Genomic DNA, 14554 nt, shown 5'->3' on the forward strand with positions numbered 1-14554 from the left:
GGTCCCCCGCCACACACTTTGGAGGGCGTACCGTGCACCGCCGGCACAACGGGCTCAAGACCGCCGTACTCCTCGGTGGCCTTTCCGCACTCATCCTGGTCATCGGCGGTTTCTTCGGCCGGACCGGGCTCATCGTGGCGCTCGTCATCGCCCTGGGCACCAACGCGTACGCGTACTGGAACAGCGACAAGCTGGCACTGCGCGCGATGCGGGCCCGCCCGGTCAGCGAGTTCGAGGCGCCAGGGCTCTACCGGATCGTGCGCGAGCTGTCGACGGCCGCCCGGCAGCCCATGCCGCGGCTCTACATCTCGCCCACCGAGGCCCCCAACGCCTTCGCCACCGGCCGCAACCCGCGCAACGCGGCGGTCTGCTGCACCGAGGGCATCCTGCGGATCCTCGACGACCGCGAACTGCGCGGTGTCCTCGGCCACGAGCTGAGTCACGTCTACAACCGCGACATCCTGATCTCCTCGGTCGCCGGCGCGCTCGCCTCGGTGATCGTCTTCCTGGCGAACTTCGCCTGGATCATCCCGATCGGCCGCTCGGACGACGACGACGGCCCCGGCATCCTCGGCGTGCTCATGCTGATGATCCTCGGCCCGCTCGCCGCCACCTTGATCCAGCTCGCCGTCTCCCGCTCCCGGGAGTACGAGGCCGACTCCTCCGGCGCCCGCCTCACCGGCGACCCGCTGGCCCTGGCCTCCGCGCTGCGCAAGCTCGACGCCGGCACCAGGCAGCTGCCGCTGCCGCCCGAGCCGCGGCTGGAGACCGCCAGCCATATGATGATCGCCAACCCGTTCCGGCCGGGCGACGCCTCCAAGCTGTTCTCGACCCACCCCCCGATGGCCGAGCGCATCGCGCGCCTTGAGGAGATGGCAGGACACTCCCGATGAAGACAATCCTGAACGTCGTCTGGCTGGTGCTGTGCGGTCTGTGGATGTGCCTGGCGTACTTCCTGGCCGGTCTTGTCCTGTTCGTCACCGTCATCGGCATCCCGTTCGGCATCGCCGCCTTCCGGATCGGGATGTACGCGCTCTGGCCGTTCGGCTACACCGCGGTCGAACGCCGTGACGCGGGCGCCGGCTCGTTCGTCGGCAACATCCTGTGGGTGATCCTGGCCGGCTGGTGGCTGGCGCTGGGCCACATCGTCACCGGGGTGCTGCTGTGCCTGACCGTCATCGGCATCCCGTTCGGCATCGCGAACTTCAAGCTGATCCCGCTGTCGCTGATGCCGCTGGGCAAGGAGATCGTGCCGACGGACGAGCCGTTCGCCGTCCGCTGAGGGGGCCGGGGGCTGAGTGCGCGCGGGCCGGGGGAACGGGCCCGCCGGGGGCGATCCGGGCGGGCGGCCGTCGGGCGCCGACTGCCGGGTGGTCGGTCGGCGGGGTGGTCGGCCGGCCGGGGGCGCGGGCTGAGCGGCCGGGCCGGTGCGGCCGCCGCTCCGGCGGAGGGCGCGCGGCGCGGGCCGGGCGAGGTGCGCGAGGATGGCCGCTGTACACGTACGTACGGGGGCGCCGCTGTGCCCGTCACAGCCCAGCCACGCCAAGTCAAGCCAATGCCCAGTCCGGCCAAACCCAGCCAAGGAGACGGCGATGAGCCTGCAGGTCGGCGACAAGGCCCCGGACTTCACGCTCCCCGACCAGTCGGGAGCCCCCGTGACGCTCAGCGAGAAGCTGGCGCACAAGACCGTGGTCCTCTACTTCTACCCGAAGGACAACACCCGCGGCTGCACCGCCGAGGCGTGCAGCTTCCGGGACAGCTACGAGAGCTTCACCGACGCGGGCGCCGAGGTGATCGGCGTCAGCTCCGACACCGTCGCGTCGCACGAGAAGTTCGCCGGCCGCCACGAACTCCCCTTCACCCTGCTCGCCGACGCCGACAAGGCCGTACGCAAGCAGTACGGCGCCACGACGCTGGGCGTGGTCCCCGGCCGGATCACCTTCGTCATCGACCAGGAGGGCGTCATCCGGCACGCGTTCTCGTCCATGACGAACGTGGGCGCGCACGTGGACGACGCGCTGGCGGTGGTGAAGCAGCTGCAGGAAGCGTGACCGGAGGCGTCGGCTCCGGCTGACCGGGAGCGGGGGACCGCGAGCTGCCGCAGACCGGGTCGCGTCGGACCGGGTCGCGTCGGACCGGACCGCGTCGGACCGGACCGCGTCGGACCGGACCGCGTCGGACCGGGTCGGCTCTGGCCGGGTCGCTCCGCGTGGCGTCGGACCGGGAGCTGGGGCGGAGGCGGGTACGACCGCCCCAGCGCGGTCCGTCCTACGGCACCGGCGGGCTACCGGTAGTTGACGAACTGGAGCGCGAAGTCCAGGTCCTTGCCCTTGAGGAGGGCCTGCACGGCCTGGAGGTCGTCCCGGCTCTTGGAACTGACCCGCAGCTCGTCCCCCTGGACCTGGGCCTTCACGCCCTTGGGACCCTCGTCGCGGATGATCTTCGCGACCTTCTTGGCGTTGTCCTGCGAGATGCCTTCCTCGATCGACGCGAAGATCTTGTACTCCTTGCCGCTGAGCTGCGGCTCATCCGCGTCCAGCGCCTTCAGCGAGATGCCCCGCTTGACCAGCTTGGTCTCGAAGACGTCGAGGATCGCCTTCACCCGCTCCTCGGAGTTCGCCTCCATCAGGATCTTCTCGCCCGACCACGCGATCGACGCCCCGACGTTCTTGAAGTCGTACCGCTGGGAGATCTCCTTGGCGGCCTGGTTGAGGGCGTTGTCGACCTCCTGCCGCTCGACCTTCGAGACGATGTCGAAACTGGAGTCGGCCATCTTCTGTAGGCTCCTTGACTGTGTTCCATCGGCGTTCCATCGGTTCCATCACATCCGCGGCCCACCCCGGGGCCACCCCGCCAGCCTAGCCACCCCACCCACCCCCGGCCCTGATCAATCCAGTGGCGAACCACCCCTCCACATCGGGTATCGTTTACCCCGTCGCCAAGACCCCCGCCTCCAGCGGGACCCACCCGGCGTCACCTCCATGGCGGTATGCCCGAGTGGCCAATGGGAACGGACTGTAAATCCGTCGGCTCTGCCTACCGTGGTTCGAATCCACGTGCCGCCACACTTCGAGGGGCCCCTTACCTGCGCTTGTGCGGGAGAGGGGCCCCTCGCGTTGTTTGATTGCTGGCGCGAGCTGTCCCGAAGGGGCCCGCCTTGATCCACTCTCTACCGGTGCGTGTGGACTAGACGTGGACCGAGGGTTGTCGCCTTGACCTCGGAGTGCGGGCATCCGCAGGGCGGCGGCGCGGTGGGCAGGCCGAGGGTGCTGTGTCGCGTTAGGGGTGTATCGGCAGTGAGGCGATTTACGTCCTGGCGCCGAGTGGCGTGAACTGGTGCTTGTACCTCCAAGCGCATTTGGGGGGAGATAAACTGACGGTGGTGAACTCGGGCCGGTACGGCGGGTGGTAGGTCGCGCCCGCAGTGTCACCGTACGAGCGACGGTGGTCGCGGTTCTCGCCGTGGCCGCCGCAGCCAGCGCGGCGGGTTGCACCACCGCCCCGGCGGACTCCCCTGAGGCGACCTCCGGGCCGTCGCGGGGGGAGCCGCCCCTGTCCGCCCCGACATCCACCTCCCCTTCCACTCAGCCCGACGGCGGGCGGACGCCGCAGGTGGATCCGATCCAGGACGTGCTGCACCACCTGGCGAAGCCGTAGGACGCGCCGAACGCCGACGGGGTGACCCGGATCGCCTCAGGAACGCGGATGACCCGCTACTTCTGGGAAACCCAGGGCGGTCGGATGTGCCTTGCCTTGGCGTTCTCGGCCACCGATTTCACGTTCGACTGCGCCGGTCCCACAGCGGCCGAGCGTGGCCATCAGCCGGAGCTGCGGGCGTTGTTCGGCCCGGGTGCCGACCTGAGCGCCTCCTTTTATCCTGCTTTCCGTATCGGCCACGGCAACCTGATCTCACTCACCCTCGGCGGAAAGCCGGTGAAGGCCGAGTGGATCAGACGGCTCGGCCCGCAAGTCGGCGGCGGCGACGCGTACTTCGTCCCGCTATCGCACTGGCCGCGCAGCGAGCGGCTGTCCGCGAAGGTCGCCGTGAACGGCCGGCAGAAAACACTGAGCATGAACGTCGATCTCTGACCGACCGCCGGCTGCCCCTGCCCTTTGGCGCGGGTAGTCGGCGGTGCTCCGGCCGACGCGGTGGGCGACGGGTCGGGGTCCCACGTCGGAGCCGAGCCAGGCGGCGGCCGCGGGCCGCAGGCCGTAAGGCTGTTTGACGGGCTCGGACTTCAGCTCAGTGGAGGTGGATCAGGATGCGGCCGGTGTTGGTGGGGTCGGTTTCGATGCGGAGGTAGAGCTTTTTGATGTGTTTTTGGGCCAGGAAGGCCAGGACGCGCTTTTTGAGTTGGCCGGTGCCCTTGCCGGGGATGACCTGGATGGTGTCGACGCCGGTGCGGGCGGCGCGGAAGAGGGTTTCGCGCAGGGCGAGGTCGATGTCGCGGTTGTTGCGGAAGATCGGGTGCAGGTCCAGCGTGAGCACGGTGATCGCCTCCGACGGATGCGGGCCGGGGCGCGGCCCCCGGTATGCGGAGGGTACGTCCTCGGGCGCCTGGGGGACCGGTGTCACCGGCACGTTCGTGGTGCCGCTCGGGTCCGCCCGGTGGGCGGCGTCCGGCCGGGGGCCGGAACGGCCCCGGGGGACCGGGCCGTTCGGCCCACCGCGTCGGGACCTCGGCCCCCAGCGCGGCCCCCTCGCCGGGCGGGACATTGGTGTCGTAGCCGAAAGGGCCACCACCAACCGACCGAGGAGCCCGCCATGACCGTCCACCAGGAATCCCGTCCCACCGCCCAGGGTGCGCGGGCCGCCGGGGTGCCGCAGGCCGCGCGAGCGGAAGTCCCGGCGCCGCGGGTCCCGGCCGTTCGGTCCGAGCGGCCCCAGCGGTCCGAGCGGCCCGCGCAGCCCGTTCGGTCCGAGCGGCCCGTGCCGGGTCGGGCTGTTCTCGGTGGTCCGGTGGTCGGCAGGGTCGCCGCCGTGGTCCGGGTCGCCACCGGTCTGGTGTTCCTGTGGGCGTTCCTCGACAAGCTCTTCGGCTGGCACTACGCCACCGCCTCCGGCAAGGGCTGGACCGACGGCGGCTCACCCACCAAGGGCTTCCTCAGCAACGTCCAGGCAGGACCCCTCCAGTCCTTCTTCCACACCATCGCCGGCCAGGGCTGGACCGACACCCTCTTCATGCTCGCCCTCCTCGGCATCGGCCTCGCCCTCACCACCGGCGTCGCACTCCGCGCCACCGCCGTCGCCGGCACCGCCCTCATGGCCATGATGTGGGCCGCCGAATGGCCCCCTGCCCAGCACCTCACCACCGGCGACCCCACCGGCTCCTCCAACCCCCTGGTCGACTACCACGTCGTCTACGCCCTGGCCATGGTCCTGCTCGCCGTCCTCTACGCGGGCAACACCTGGGGCCTCGGCCGCACCTGGGCCCGCCTCCCCCTCGTCCGCGACCACCGCTGGCTCCAGTGACCCGCGGCTCCGCACCCGGGACCCGGACCCGGGACCCGGACCCGCTCCAAGGGGCACCGCCACTGACGGCGGTGCCCCTTTCCGTTCCCGTCCGCCCGGACCGCCGCCGCCCGTCCGCCCGGACCGCCGCCGCCCGTCCGCCCGGACCGCCGCCGCCCTCCCGCGGAGTGACGTAAGTCTCGCCGCGCGCCGGCCCGGACCCCGCGAAGACCGCCGTGCGTCAAGTCCGCTGCCGGGCCCGGGAGATGTCCCCGGAGGGCCCGTCCCGGCCGGCCGCAACCTCCGCTCGGACCGGTGGCCGGCGGCCCCGCCCGGTCGCTGACCTGGGACAACCGCGCTACGCTAATCGAACGTACGTACGAGGAGCGTATGGGGCGAAGCCGCGGACGAGCGGCGGAGAAGGGGCGCGGCGACGGAGGTGCGGCATGGCGGGCTTCGCCCATCTGCATGTCGCGTCCGGTTACTCCGAGCGGTACGGCGCCTCCCATCCCGAGCAGCTCGCGCGACGGGCCGCAGAACGGGGGATGGAGGCGTTGGCGCTCACCGACCGGGACACCGTGACCGGGGCCGTACGGTTCGCGCTGGCCTGCGGGGAGGCCGGGATCAGGCCGGTCTTCGGGATCGACCTGGCCGTCGAGGCCCTCGCCCCACACCCCCCGGGACGGTACGGCGCCACCCCACCCGCGTACGGCGGCGCCCCACACCCCCCGGGACGGTACGGCGCCACCCCACCCGTACCGCGCCACGGCACCCCGCCGCCCCCGGAACGGCACCCCGGCCCCCACACCGCCCAGCGACACGGCACCCCGCGTCCCCCGGAACAGCCCCCCGGCGCGGCGCCCCCGCGCCCCCGCACCCCTGTCCACGGCGGCGCCCACGTCCTCGAACCGCCGCTGCGCTGCGTACTGCTCGCGCAGGACGGCGAAGGCTGGGCCCGGCTGTGCCGGATCACCAGCGCCGCCCACGTGGGCACCGCCGGCAACAAGGCCCCGGTCCAGGTGCCCTGGGCAGCGCTGCGCGCGCACGGCGGCAAGGGGCTGACCGTCCTGCTGGGACCCCTCTCGGAGCCGGTGCGGGCGCTGGCGGCCGGGCGGGAGGACGCGGCGGTGCGGCTGCTCGCACCCTGGCAGGAGGTGTTCGGCGACGGGATACGGCTGGAGGCGGTCGTGCACGGCCGCCCCGGCACCGGCCCCGGGTCGCTGCGGCTGGCCGCCCGCACCCTGGCGCTGGCCGACCGGACCCGTACCACCGCCGTCCTGGCCAACGCCGTCCGCTACGCCGACCCCGGTCAGCACCGCCTCGCCGACGTACTGGACGCCGCCCGGCTGCTGCGGCCGATCGACCGGCGGCGGCTGGACGGCGGGCAGCGCTGGCTCAAGGCCGAAGCCGACATGGCGCGGATCGCCCAGGCGGTCGCCGAGCAGGCGGGGTCCGGCCCCCGGCGGGCCGGCCGGCTGCTCGCCGACACCGCCGCCACCGCCGCGGCCTGCCGCCTCGACCCGGAAGCGGACCTCGGCCTCGGCACCCGGCACCTCCCCGAACCGGAGGTCGTCGGCGCCGGCCCCGGCGGCGCCGCGGAACTGCTGCGGCGGCGTTGCGCGGACGGCCTGGCCCGGCGCGGCCTGGACCGGGACCCGCGGGCGTGCGACCGGCTGGCCGAGGAGCTGAGGGTGATCACCGAGCTGGAGTACCCCTCGTACTTCCTCGCCGTCGGCCAGGTCGTGACCGACATCCGGGAGCTGGGCATCCGGGTCGCCGCCCGCGGCTCCGGCGCGGGCTCGATGGTCTGCCACACCCTCGGCATCGCCACCGCCAACCCGCTCGACCACCGCCTGCTCTTCGAACGCTTCCTCAGCGAGAGCCGCCAGGGCCTGCCCGACATCGACATCGACGTGGAGTCCGCCCGCAGGCTGGAGTGCTACGACGCGATCTTCGCCCGTTTCGGCGGCGAGCGGGTCGCGGTCACCGCGATGCCGGAGACGTACCGGGCCCGCCGGGCGCTGCGCGACACCGGACTGGCGCTCGGCATCGCCCCGGACGAGGTGGACCGGATCGCCAAGTCCTTCCCGCACCTGCGGGCCTGCGACATCACCGGCGCGCTCGCCGAACTGCCCGAACTGCGGCAGCTCGCCGCCGAGGCCGGACGGTACGGCCCGCTGTGGGAGCTGGCCGAGGGCCTGGACTCCCTGGTGCACGGCATGGCCATGCACCCCTGCGGGGTCGTCATCGGCGACGCGACGCTGCTGGACCGGCTGCCGGTGCAGCCCACCCCGCAGGGCGACTACCCGATGGCGATGGCCGCGAAGGAGGAGATCGAGGCACTGGGCAACATCAAGCTGGACGTGCTGGCGGTACGGATGCAGTCCGCGATGGCGTACGCGGTGGCCGAGATCGAACGGGTGACCGGCGACCGTGTCGACCTCGACGACTCCCGGCAGGTGCCGCTGGACGACGTGTTCGCGTTCAAGCTCATCCAGGAGAGCCGGACCATCGGCATGTTCCAGCTCGAGTCCCCCGGGCAGCAGGACCTGCTGTCCCGGCTCCAGCCCCGGGGCGTGCAGGACGTCATCGCCGACATCAGCCTCTTCCGGCCGGGGCCGGTCCGCTCCGGGATGCCCGAGCGGTACATCGCCGCGCGGCACGGCGGCGATCCGCAGTACGCCCACCCGCATCTGGAGAAGGTGCTCGCCGACACCTACGGGGTGACGATCTGGCACGAGCAGATCATCGAGACGCTGGACGTGCTGACCGGCTGCGGCCTGGCCGAGGCCGAGGCGGCCCGGCGGGGGATCGGCGACAAGGCGCGGCTGCCGGTGGTCAGGGACTGGTTCCACCGCGAGGCGGCCGCCCGCGGCTACGCCGCCCCGGTCCGGGACCAGGTGTGGGCCACCGTCGAGGCGTTCGGCGCGTACGGCTTCTGCCGGGCGCACGCGGTCGCCTTCGCCGTCCCCGCCCTGCAGTCGGCCTGGCTGAAGGCGCACTACCCGGCGTTCCTGCTGGCCGGCCTGCTGGAACACGACCCCGGCATGTGGCCCAAGCGGGTCATCGTCTCCGACGCCCGGCGGCACGGCGTCCCGGTGCTGCCCGTGGACGTCAACCGCTCCCGGGCCGGGCACGCCGTGGAGCGGACCGGCGCGGACCGGTGGGGAGTACGGCTGGCGCTGTCCGGAGTGCGCGGCATCAGCGAGGACGAGTGCGCGCGGATCGCGGCCGGGCAGCCGTACGGATCCCTGTCGGACTTCTGGCAGCGGGGGCAGCCCAGCCGCCCGGTCGCCGAACGGCTCGCCGGGATCGGGGCGCTGGACGCGCTGCACGACGGGCGGCTGACCCGGCGGGACCTGCTGCTGCAGATCACCGAACTCCACCGGCAGTCCAGGACCCGTACCGCGGGGCCGGGCCAGCTGCCCCTGGAGGCGGACGTGGCCGGCACCGCGGAGCCGACCGGGCTACCCGAGATGACCGGCCGGGAGGCGCTGGGCGCGGAGCTGAACACGCTGGGGATCGACGTCTCCCGCCACCTGATGGAGCACCACCACCGGCTGCTGCGGGAGATCGGCGCGACCGACGCGGCGCATCTGGCGGCGGTGGCGGCGGGGCGGCAGGTCCTGGTCGCGGGGGTGCGCGCGTCGACCCAGACGCCGCCGATCGCCAGCGGCAAGCGGATCATCTTCGTCACCCTGGAGGACGGCTCCGGCCTGGTCGACCTGGCGTTCTTCGAGGACTCGCACCCCACGTGCGCCTATACGGTCTTCCACTCCGGGCTGCTGCTGGTCCGCGGCACCGTCCAGGTCCGCGGCACCCGGCGCACGATCGTCGGCACCATGGCCTGGGACCTGGACAAGATCGCCGCCGCCCGCCGCGACGACGGCCCCGAGGCGGCCCTGGCCCTCCTCGGCGCCACCCGCCCGCAGCCCACCCCGGCCCAGCCGGGCCGCACCCTCCCCGACGGCACCGCCGGCGCCCGCCTCCACCCCTACGCCGACCTCCGGCCCGCCGGCACCCGCGCGGCCGACCTCCGGAAACTGGGCCACCGCAGCCAGGGCAGCGCGGGATGAGGACACGCGGGGTGCCGGGGGTGCCGGAAGCGCCGGAAGGCGGGCGCGGGGAGTCGGTGGCGCCGGGCGGCGGGTCCGGGGAGTCGGTGGCGCCGGGTGGCGGACGTAGGGGGTCCGGGGTGTCGGGCCGTGGGTCCGGTGGGCGCGGGGAGTCGGCGGCGCCCACCGCCGGGCCCGGTGGAGCCGGCGAGCCCGGGGAGGTCCGCGCCCAGCAGCCGCCCAGGGCGCGGCACATCGCCCACCTGCGCCTGCACGGCCCCCTCGACGACGAGCGCTACGCGGACGTGCTGGAGCTGCTGGCCGGCTTCACCCCGCACGTCCAGGCCCTTCCGCCCGACGCCGTCCAGCTTGATCTGACCTCGGCACTGCGGTACTTCGGCCTGGGGCCGTACGAACTGGTCCAGCGGGCGGCGCTGCGGCTGATGGCCCTCTACGGCATCGGGACCAGCGCGGGACTGGCCGGGAACCGGATGCTGGCCGCCATGGCCGCCGCCGCGTCGGAACCGGGCCGCACCACGTACATCCCCGCCGACCGGGCCGCCGCCTGGCTGCGGCCCCGGCCGCTGACCGCGCTGCCCGGCATCGGCCGGGCGACCGCCACCACCCTCGGCGGATACGGCCTGCACACCGTCGGTCAGATCGCCGACCTCCCGGCGGTCACCCTGCAACGGCTGCTCGGCGCCGGGCCGGCCCGGCTGCTGGCCGAACGCGCCCGCGGCCACGACCCCCGCCCGGTCACCCCGGCCGAACCCTCCACCCACCTGACCGCCGACCTCGTCCTCGACCGGGACTGCCTCGACCCGGACCGGCACCACGCCGCGGTCCTCGGCCTCGCCGAACAACTCGGCCTGCGGCTACGGGCCGACGGCCAGGTCGCCGGCCGGCTCGCTCTCACCGTCCGCTACGCCGACCGCAGTTCGACCACCCGCACCCGTACCCTCGCCGAGCCCGCCGCCCACTCGCCCGCCCTCACCGCCGCCGCCCTCGCCGTCCTGGCCGGCCTGGGCCTGCAACGGGCCCGCGTCCGCGGCTTCGTCCTCCGCGCCGAGAACCTCCGCCCCGCCGCCGACGCCCACCACCAGCTCCGCCTGGACCGCACCGACACCCGCGCCCGCGCCGCCGAGGCCGCCGCCGACCGGGCCCGCCGCCGGTTCGGGGCGGGCGCGGTGGGCCCGGCGACCCTGGCCGGCGACGGACAGCCGGGAGGGGGCCCTGTATACGACTAGCTGGCCGGCGGCCCGGGCGGACGGTCGCGGCGGGTGGTGAGAGCGGCTTCGTCGAACGGCCGGTCCGGGCCCCGCACCGGCCCGATGACGTGCGCTTCGTCCGGGAGATCGCGACGGCGCCGAGAACGTTGCGCGCGGTCTGGACGAGCCGTTCCCACCGGAGCGGGCCCGGCCGCCCGGCCGGCCGCCAGAACACGCGGGTCCGCCACCAGGGAGGCGGACCCGCCCAGATCCGCGGGCAGCACGGTGAACAGGGTGTCCGGCGGTCTGGTGTCCCGCAGGACCGCGAGCGCCGTCGCGGCGACCCGGGCCGGCGGGAGGTCCAGCGCGTCGCGGTGGGCGCTGAAGACGGCGACGGCGGTGACGCCCCGCACCTGCCGGAGGAAGGGTTCGAACCCGATCCGCCCTGTCGTGCCGCGGTCCACCAGCCGCTCGCGGACATCCGGCTCCGCCATGCGGTCCGCGATGACGACGGCGGCCTGCCGCTCACACCGGTCGAACGGGCCCACGGTCTCCTCCGTCTCTCATACGGTCAGGACACCGGGATCCCGGCCCACCGACAGGACGGACAGCTCCGCGATACCGCCGGCACAGGCCCGGCAGCAGGTCCCGGACGGCCGCGGGCCGGGACAGGAACGGGTGGTGGCCGGCGTCGAGTTCGACGACTCGGCCGGCCCGGCGGGCGAACTCGCGCTGGAGCCGCGGCGGGGTGCCCCGGTCCTGGGCGCAGACGAGGTACGTCGAGGGAACCTGCTGCCATGCGGCCGCCCCGACCGGCTGTCCCATCACCCGCACGCTCTGCCGGGCGGGGTGGTCCGCCGCCTGCGTCTGGACCTCGGGGTCGCAGTCCTGCAGGAACGTGTCCACGAGCAGCTCGGGGCGGACCCCGAAGGTGCCGGCGTCGGGGTCGACGTCGAGGAACGGGGCGGGGCCGCCGTTGCCGAAATCCGACAGGCTCTGCCCGGCCTCGGGCAGGTAGCTGGAGACCGGCAGCAGGTGGCGCACCGAACCGATTCCGCGGCGGCCTCCGCGGTGACGACACCGCCGTGGCTGTGGGCGACCACGACGGTCGGCTCGTCGCCGGCCTCCAGCGCCTGCCGCACCGCGGCGACGTCCTCGGCCAGCCCCGGCCCGCCGGCGCCGCCGGCGCCTCTGCCCGCATGCTGGTCTATCACTTCGGCACCCGTGACGCCCTGCTGCGGGCCGTGCTCGGGCGGGCGCGGCAGCGTCAGCTCGACCTGTTCAACGACCTTCTGCGGGTGCGGCCCGGCGAGCCGTACACGGCCACCCTGGGCCATGCCTGGACCTCCATCACCGGCCCGGACGGGCAGCCGTACCTGCGGATGTTCGGTCGGCTGCGGGAGAGCGCCGAGCAGCAGCTGTGGCCCGACTTCCGGCGCACCGCGACGACCGGCTGGCTCGGGCCGTTGGAGGAGGGTCTGCGCAGCATCGGCCGGCCCGATCTCGCGACGCTCGTACTCGCCGTCATCCGCGGCCTCCTCATGGATCTCGACGCCACCGGCGACACCGCCCGCACCGACCGGGCCTTCCGCGACTTCCTCGGCTCGATCGAGCACCTGTCCACCACCCACCGCCCCTACGAGCCCGCGACCGCGACGACCGGCACCGGCACCGGCACCGGCACGGAACCATGAGGCGAGGTCCGGGTCGGGGTCCCGTCCGGGTCGGGGGCCGGGCCGGGTCGGGGGCCGGGCCGGGGCCGTCAACGGCCGGGTGGCGGGGGCCGGCTCGCTGGGACCGGCTCGCTGGGACCGGGGGCGGTGATCGTCGGGGGCGGTTCCTCCTCGCCCTGAGGGAGGGCGAGGAGGAACGGGGTGTCAGGCCAGGGCGAACTTCTGGGCGGCGGAGCCGTTGCAGTCCCAGATCTGCAGCCGGGTGCCGTTCGCGGTGGCGTCGGACGGGGAGTCGACGCACCGGCCCGTGGTCGGGTTGGACAGCGAGCCGTCGGTGTTGGCGACCCAGTTCTGGTAGCCGCCGCCGTTGCACGTGGCCAGCTGGAGTTTCGTGCCTGCCGCGTTGACGCCGCCGGCGATGTCCAGGCACTTGCCCAGTGTGCGCAGGGTCTGGCCGCTCCAGGTCCACTTCTGGTCGAGCGAGGTCGCCTGCAGGCAGTCCCACAGCTGGACCGCGGTGCCGTCGCCGCCGGTGTCGTCGCCCGCCACGTCCACGCACTTGCCGCCCGGACCGTAGATCGGGGTGCCGATGGCGAACCTTTGGGCGTCGGAGCCGTTGCAGTCCCAGATCCGCAGCCGGGTGCCGTTCGCGGTGGCGTCCGACGGGGAGTCGATGCACCGGCCGCTGGTCGGGTTCCGCAGCGTGCCGTCGGGCTGCCGCACCCAGCTCTGGTAGCCGCCGCTGTTGCACGTGGCGAGCTGCAACTGCGTACCCGCGGCGCTGTTGCCGCCGGCGATGTCCAGGCACTTGCCGAGGGTCTGCAGGGTCTGGCCGCTCCAGGTCCAGTGCTGGTCCTTGGCCGCCGACTGGCAGTCCCACAGCTGGACCGCGGTGCCGTCGCCGCCGGTGTCGTCGCCCGCCACGTCCACGCACTTGCCGCCCGGACCGGTGATCGTCTGGCCGGTCACCGAACCGCCGCCGCCCCCGGAGCCGGGCCCCTTGTTGTACACGGCCACCGAGTCGATGACCAGCTTGCCGCCGGAGACCGTGTCCGCGTTGGGGCCACCACCGAAGGCGTCCGGGAATCCGCCGCCGATCGCCAGGTCGTAGATGATGAAGAACGGGTGGTCGATCGCGTCGGACCAGGTGGTCGCGTCCACCTGGTTGGCGCTGACGGTGTAGAAGTTGTTCCCGTCCAGGTAGAACCGGATCTGCTCCGGCGACACCGAGCGGTCGATCTCCGCCGCGTAGTCGTGGAAGCCGGTCTGGCAGCCGGAACAGGCGCGTTCACCCGAGCCGATGCCGCTCGACTCGTTGCACGGCCCCCCCGGGCTCACGCCACAGTGGATGGTGCTGAAATCGGAGCTGCGGCCGTTGATGTCCTCCATGATGTCGACCTCGCCGGACTTCGGCCAGGTCACACCGTCGCGCAGCGGTGCGCCGAGCATCCAGAACGCCGGCCAGTAGCCCGCGCCGTTGGCGGTGGTGACGTTGGGCTGCTGGAGGACGGACTCGATGCGGACGACTCCGCCCGCCGGGGCGCCGAAGGTCGCCGCCTGGGTCTCCACACGGCCGGACGTCCATCCGCTCCGCGGGTCGGAACCGGAGTGCTGGGCCTGGAGCACCAGGTGGCCCTGGCCGTCGTAGTAGACGTTCGACGTGCTGCTCGTCATGGTCTCGATCTCACCGGTGCCGAAGTTGCTGCCCGGCCCGGTGTCGTACTTCCACAGGCTCTGGTCGATGCCGGTGCCGGACGCGCCGTTGAAGTCGTCGCTCCAGGTGAGTGTGAAGCCGGACGGTGTCGGGGGCACTGCCGCCTCGGCGTTCAGCGTCACGGCGAGGGTGGCCGCCGCCGTGACCGTGACGACGGGAACCAGGATGAACGCTCTCTTCCACCCGCCGCGCCGTGCTCTTGTGAAGGTGAAGCGCATATGTCTGACCTCCGGGGAAAAGGCAGGATGGTGCGTGTCCGCTATGCCGTCTCCGGCAGCCTGCCACGGTGGCGCGTGATGCCGACGTACGGCGGCATCACGCGCCGGACAGGCGCCGTGAGGGTGTCATGTACCGCACATAGCTTGTCGATCGGCCCGGCGTTCGACAAGACGGCTGCCGCGTTTCCCGTTCGCCCGCAGTCGACCCCGCCTCGCCCTGCCTCGCCCTGCCCC

General features: G+C 73.5%; 13 protein-coding genes and 1 tRNA gene. 9 read left to right on the forward strand and 5 right to left on the reverse strand.

Annotated elements, in window-relative coordinates:
- Window positions 1–32: 32 nt before the first annotated feature.
- The 3 genes from htpX (at window position 33) to RLT57_RS17960 (ending at window position 2051) form a co-directional block, all read left to right on the forward strand.
- Window positions 33–893: a zinc metalloprotease HtpX gene (gene htpX, locus RLT57_RS17950; protein WP_311298410.1), complete on the forward strand. Its 861-nt coding sequence runs from the start codon at window positions 33–35 to the stop codon at window positions 891–893.
- Window positions 890–1282 carry a YccF domain-containing protein gene (locus tag RLT57_RS17955; RefSeq protein WP_311298411.1) on the forward strand — a complete coding sequence of 131 codons (393 nt, stop codon included), beginning with the start codon at window positions 890–892 and terminating at the stop codon, window positions 1280–1282. The genes htpX and RLT57_RS17955 overlap by 4 nt, the downstream gene beginning before the upstream one ends.
- A 310-nt stretch (window positions 1283–1592) precedes the next feature.
- Window positions 1593–2051, forward strand: coding sequence for a peroxiredoxin (locus RLT57_RS17960; RefSeq protein ID WP_311298412.1), 459 nt, complete (start codon window positions 1593–1595; stop codon window positions 2049–2051).
- A 233-nt stretch (window positions 2052–2284) separates the two neighbouring features.
- On the opposite strand, the gene RLT57_RS17965 is transcribed toward RLT57_RS17960, so the two are convergent.
- Window positions 2285–2773 (reverse strand): YajQ family cyclic di-GMP-binding protein, encoded by a 489-nt coding sequence (locus RLT57_RS17965; RefSeq protein ID WP_093734939.1) that lies wholly within the window; start codon window positions 2771–2773, stop codon window positions 2285–2287.
- 210 nt (window positions 2774–2983) lie between these two features.
- On the opposite strand from RLT57_RS17965, the gene RLT57_RS17970 reads away from it, so the two are divergent.
- Both RLT57_RS17970 and RLT57_RS17975 read left to right on the forward strand, forming a co-directional pair.
- Window positions 2984–3065, forward strand: a tRNA-Tyr gene (locus RLT57_RS17970).
- 640 nt (window positions 3066–3705) lie between these two features.
- Window positions 3706–4089: a hypothetical protein gene (locus RLT57_RS17975; protein WP_311298413.1), complete on the forward strand. Its 384-nt coding sequence runs from the start codon at window positions 3706–3708 to the stop codon at window positions 4087–4089.
- 154 nt (window positions 4090–4243) lie between these two features.
- Here RLT57_RS17975 and RLT57_RS17980 read toward each other — a convergent pair whose 3' ends face one another.
- Complete coding sequence (locus tag RLT57_RS17980; RefSeq protein ID WP_311298414.1) at window positions 4244–4576, reverse strand: Smr/MutS family protein; 333 nt, start codon at window positions 4574–4576, stop codon at window positions 4244–4246.
- A gap of 384 nt (window positions 4577–4960) precedes the next feature.
- On the opposite strand from RLT57_RS17980, the gene RLT57_RS17985 reads away from it, so the two are divergent.
- The 3 genes from RLT57_RS17985 to RLT57_RS17995 all read left to right on the forward strand — a co-directional run bounded on the left by RLT57_RS17985 (window position 4961) and on the right by RLT57_RS17995 (window position 10754).
- Window positions 4961–5473, forward strand: coding sequence for a hypothetical protein (locus RLT57_RS17985; protein ID WP_311298415.1), 513 nt, complete (start codon window positions 4961–4963; stop codon window positions 5471–5473).
- Between the two features lie 425 nt (window positions 5474–5898).
- Window positions 5899–9528 (forward strand): DNA polymerase III subunit alpha, encoded by a 3630-nt coding sequence (locus RLT57_RS17990; RefSeq protein ID WP_311298416.1) that lies wholly within the window; start codon window positions 5899–5901, stop codon window positions 9526–9528.
- A gap of 233 nt (window positions 9529–9761) precedes the next feature.
- The gene (locus RLT57_RS17995; RefSeq protein ID WP_311300760.1) at window positions 9762–10754 is read left to right on the forward strand and encodes a DNA polymerase Y family protein; all 993 of its coding nucleotides are present in this window, start codon (window positions 9762–9764) and stop codon (window positions 10752–10754) included.
- Here RLT57_RS17995 and RLT57_RS18000 read toward each other — a convergent pair.
- Both RLT57_RS18000 and RLT57_RS18005 read right to left on the reverse strand, forming a co-directional pair.
- Window positions 10751–11263 (reverse strand): hypothetical protein, encoded by a 513-nt coding sequence (locus RLT57_RS18000; RefSeq protein ID WP_311298417.1) that lies wholly within the window; start codon window positions 11261–11263, stop codon window positions 10751–10753. The two genes, RLT57_RS17995 and RLT57_RS18000, sit on opposite strands and share 4 nt — an antisense overlap.
- Window positions 11241–11759 (reverse strand): alpha/beta hydrolase, encoded by a 519-nt coding sequence (locus tag RLT57_RS18005; protein ID WP_311298418.1) that lies wholly within the window; start codon window positions 11757–11759, stop codon window positions 11241–11243. The genes RLT57_RS18000 and RLT57_RS18005 overlap by 23 nt, the downstream gene beginning before the upstream one ends.
- A gap of 41 nt (window positions 11760–11800) precedes the next feature.
- Between RLT57_RS18005 and RLT57_RS18010 the strand changes: the two genes are divergently transcribed.
- A complete protein-coding gene (locus tag RLT57_RS18010; protein WP_311298419.1) occupies window positions 11801–12409 on the forward strand; it encodes a TetR/AcrR family transcriptional regulator in 609 nt (202 codons plus the stop codon).
- Window positions 12410–12592: 183 nt separating this feature from the next.
- On the opposite strand, the gene RLT57_RS18015 is transcribed toward RLT57_RS18010, so the two are convergent.
- Window positions 12593–14320: a ricin-type beta-trefoil lectin domain protein gene (locus tag RLT57_RS18015; protein WP_311298420.1), complete on the reverse strand. Its 1728-nt coding sequence runs from the start codon at window positions 14318–14320 to the stop codon at window positions 12593–12595.
- Window positions 14321–14554: the final 234 nt, after the last annotated feature.

The sequence above is a fragment of the Streptomyces sp. ITFR-21 genome (genome assembly GCF_031844685.1).
Lineage (GTDB): Bacteria > Actinomycetota > Actinomycetes > Streptomycetales > Streptomycetaceae > Actinacidiphila.

Excerpts from the sequence above, each read along its gene's own strand:
- RLT57_RS18015 (WP_311298420.1), bottom strand. The coding sequence starts at position 14,320 with ATGCGCTTCACCTTCACAAGAGCACGGCGCGGCGGGTGGAAGAGAGCG.
- RLT57_RS17990 (WP_311298416.1), top strand. The coding sequence starts at position 5,899 with ATGGCGGGCTTCGCCCATCTGCATGTCGCGTCCGGTTACTCCGAGCGG.
- RLT57_RS17965 (WP_093734939.1), bottom strand. The coding sequence starts at position 2,773 with ATGGCCGACTCCAGTTTCGACATCGTCTCGAAGGTCGAGCGGCAGGAG.
- RLT57_RS17975 (WP_311298413.1), top strand. The coding sequence starts at position 3,706 with ATGACCCGCTACTTCTGGGAAACCCAGGGCGGTCGGATGTGCCTTGCC.
- RLT57_RS17960 (WP_311298412.1), top strand. The coding sequence starts at position 1,593 with ATGAGCCTGCAGGTCGGCGACAAGGCCCCGGACTTCACGCTCCCCGAC.
- RLT57_RS17955 (WP_311298411.1), top strand. The coding sequence starts at position 890 with ATGAAGACAATCCTGAACGTCGTCTGGCTGGTGCTGTGCGGTCTGTGG.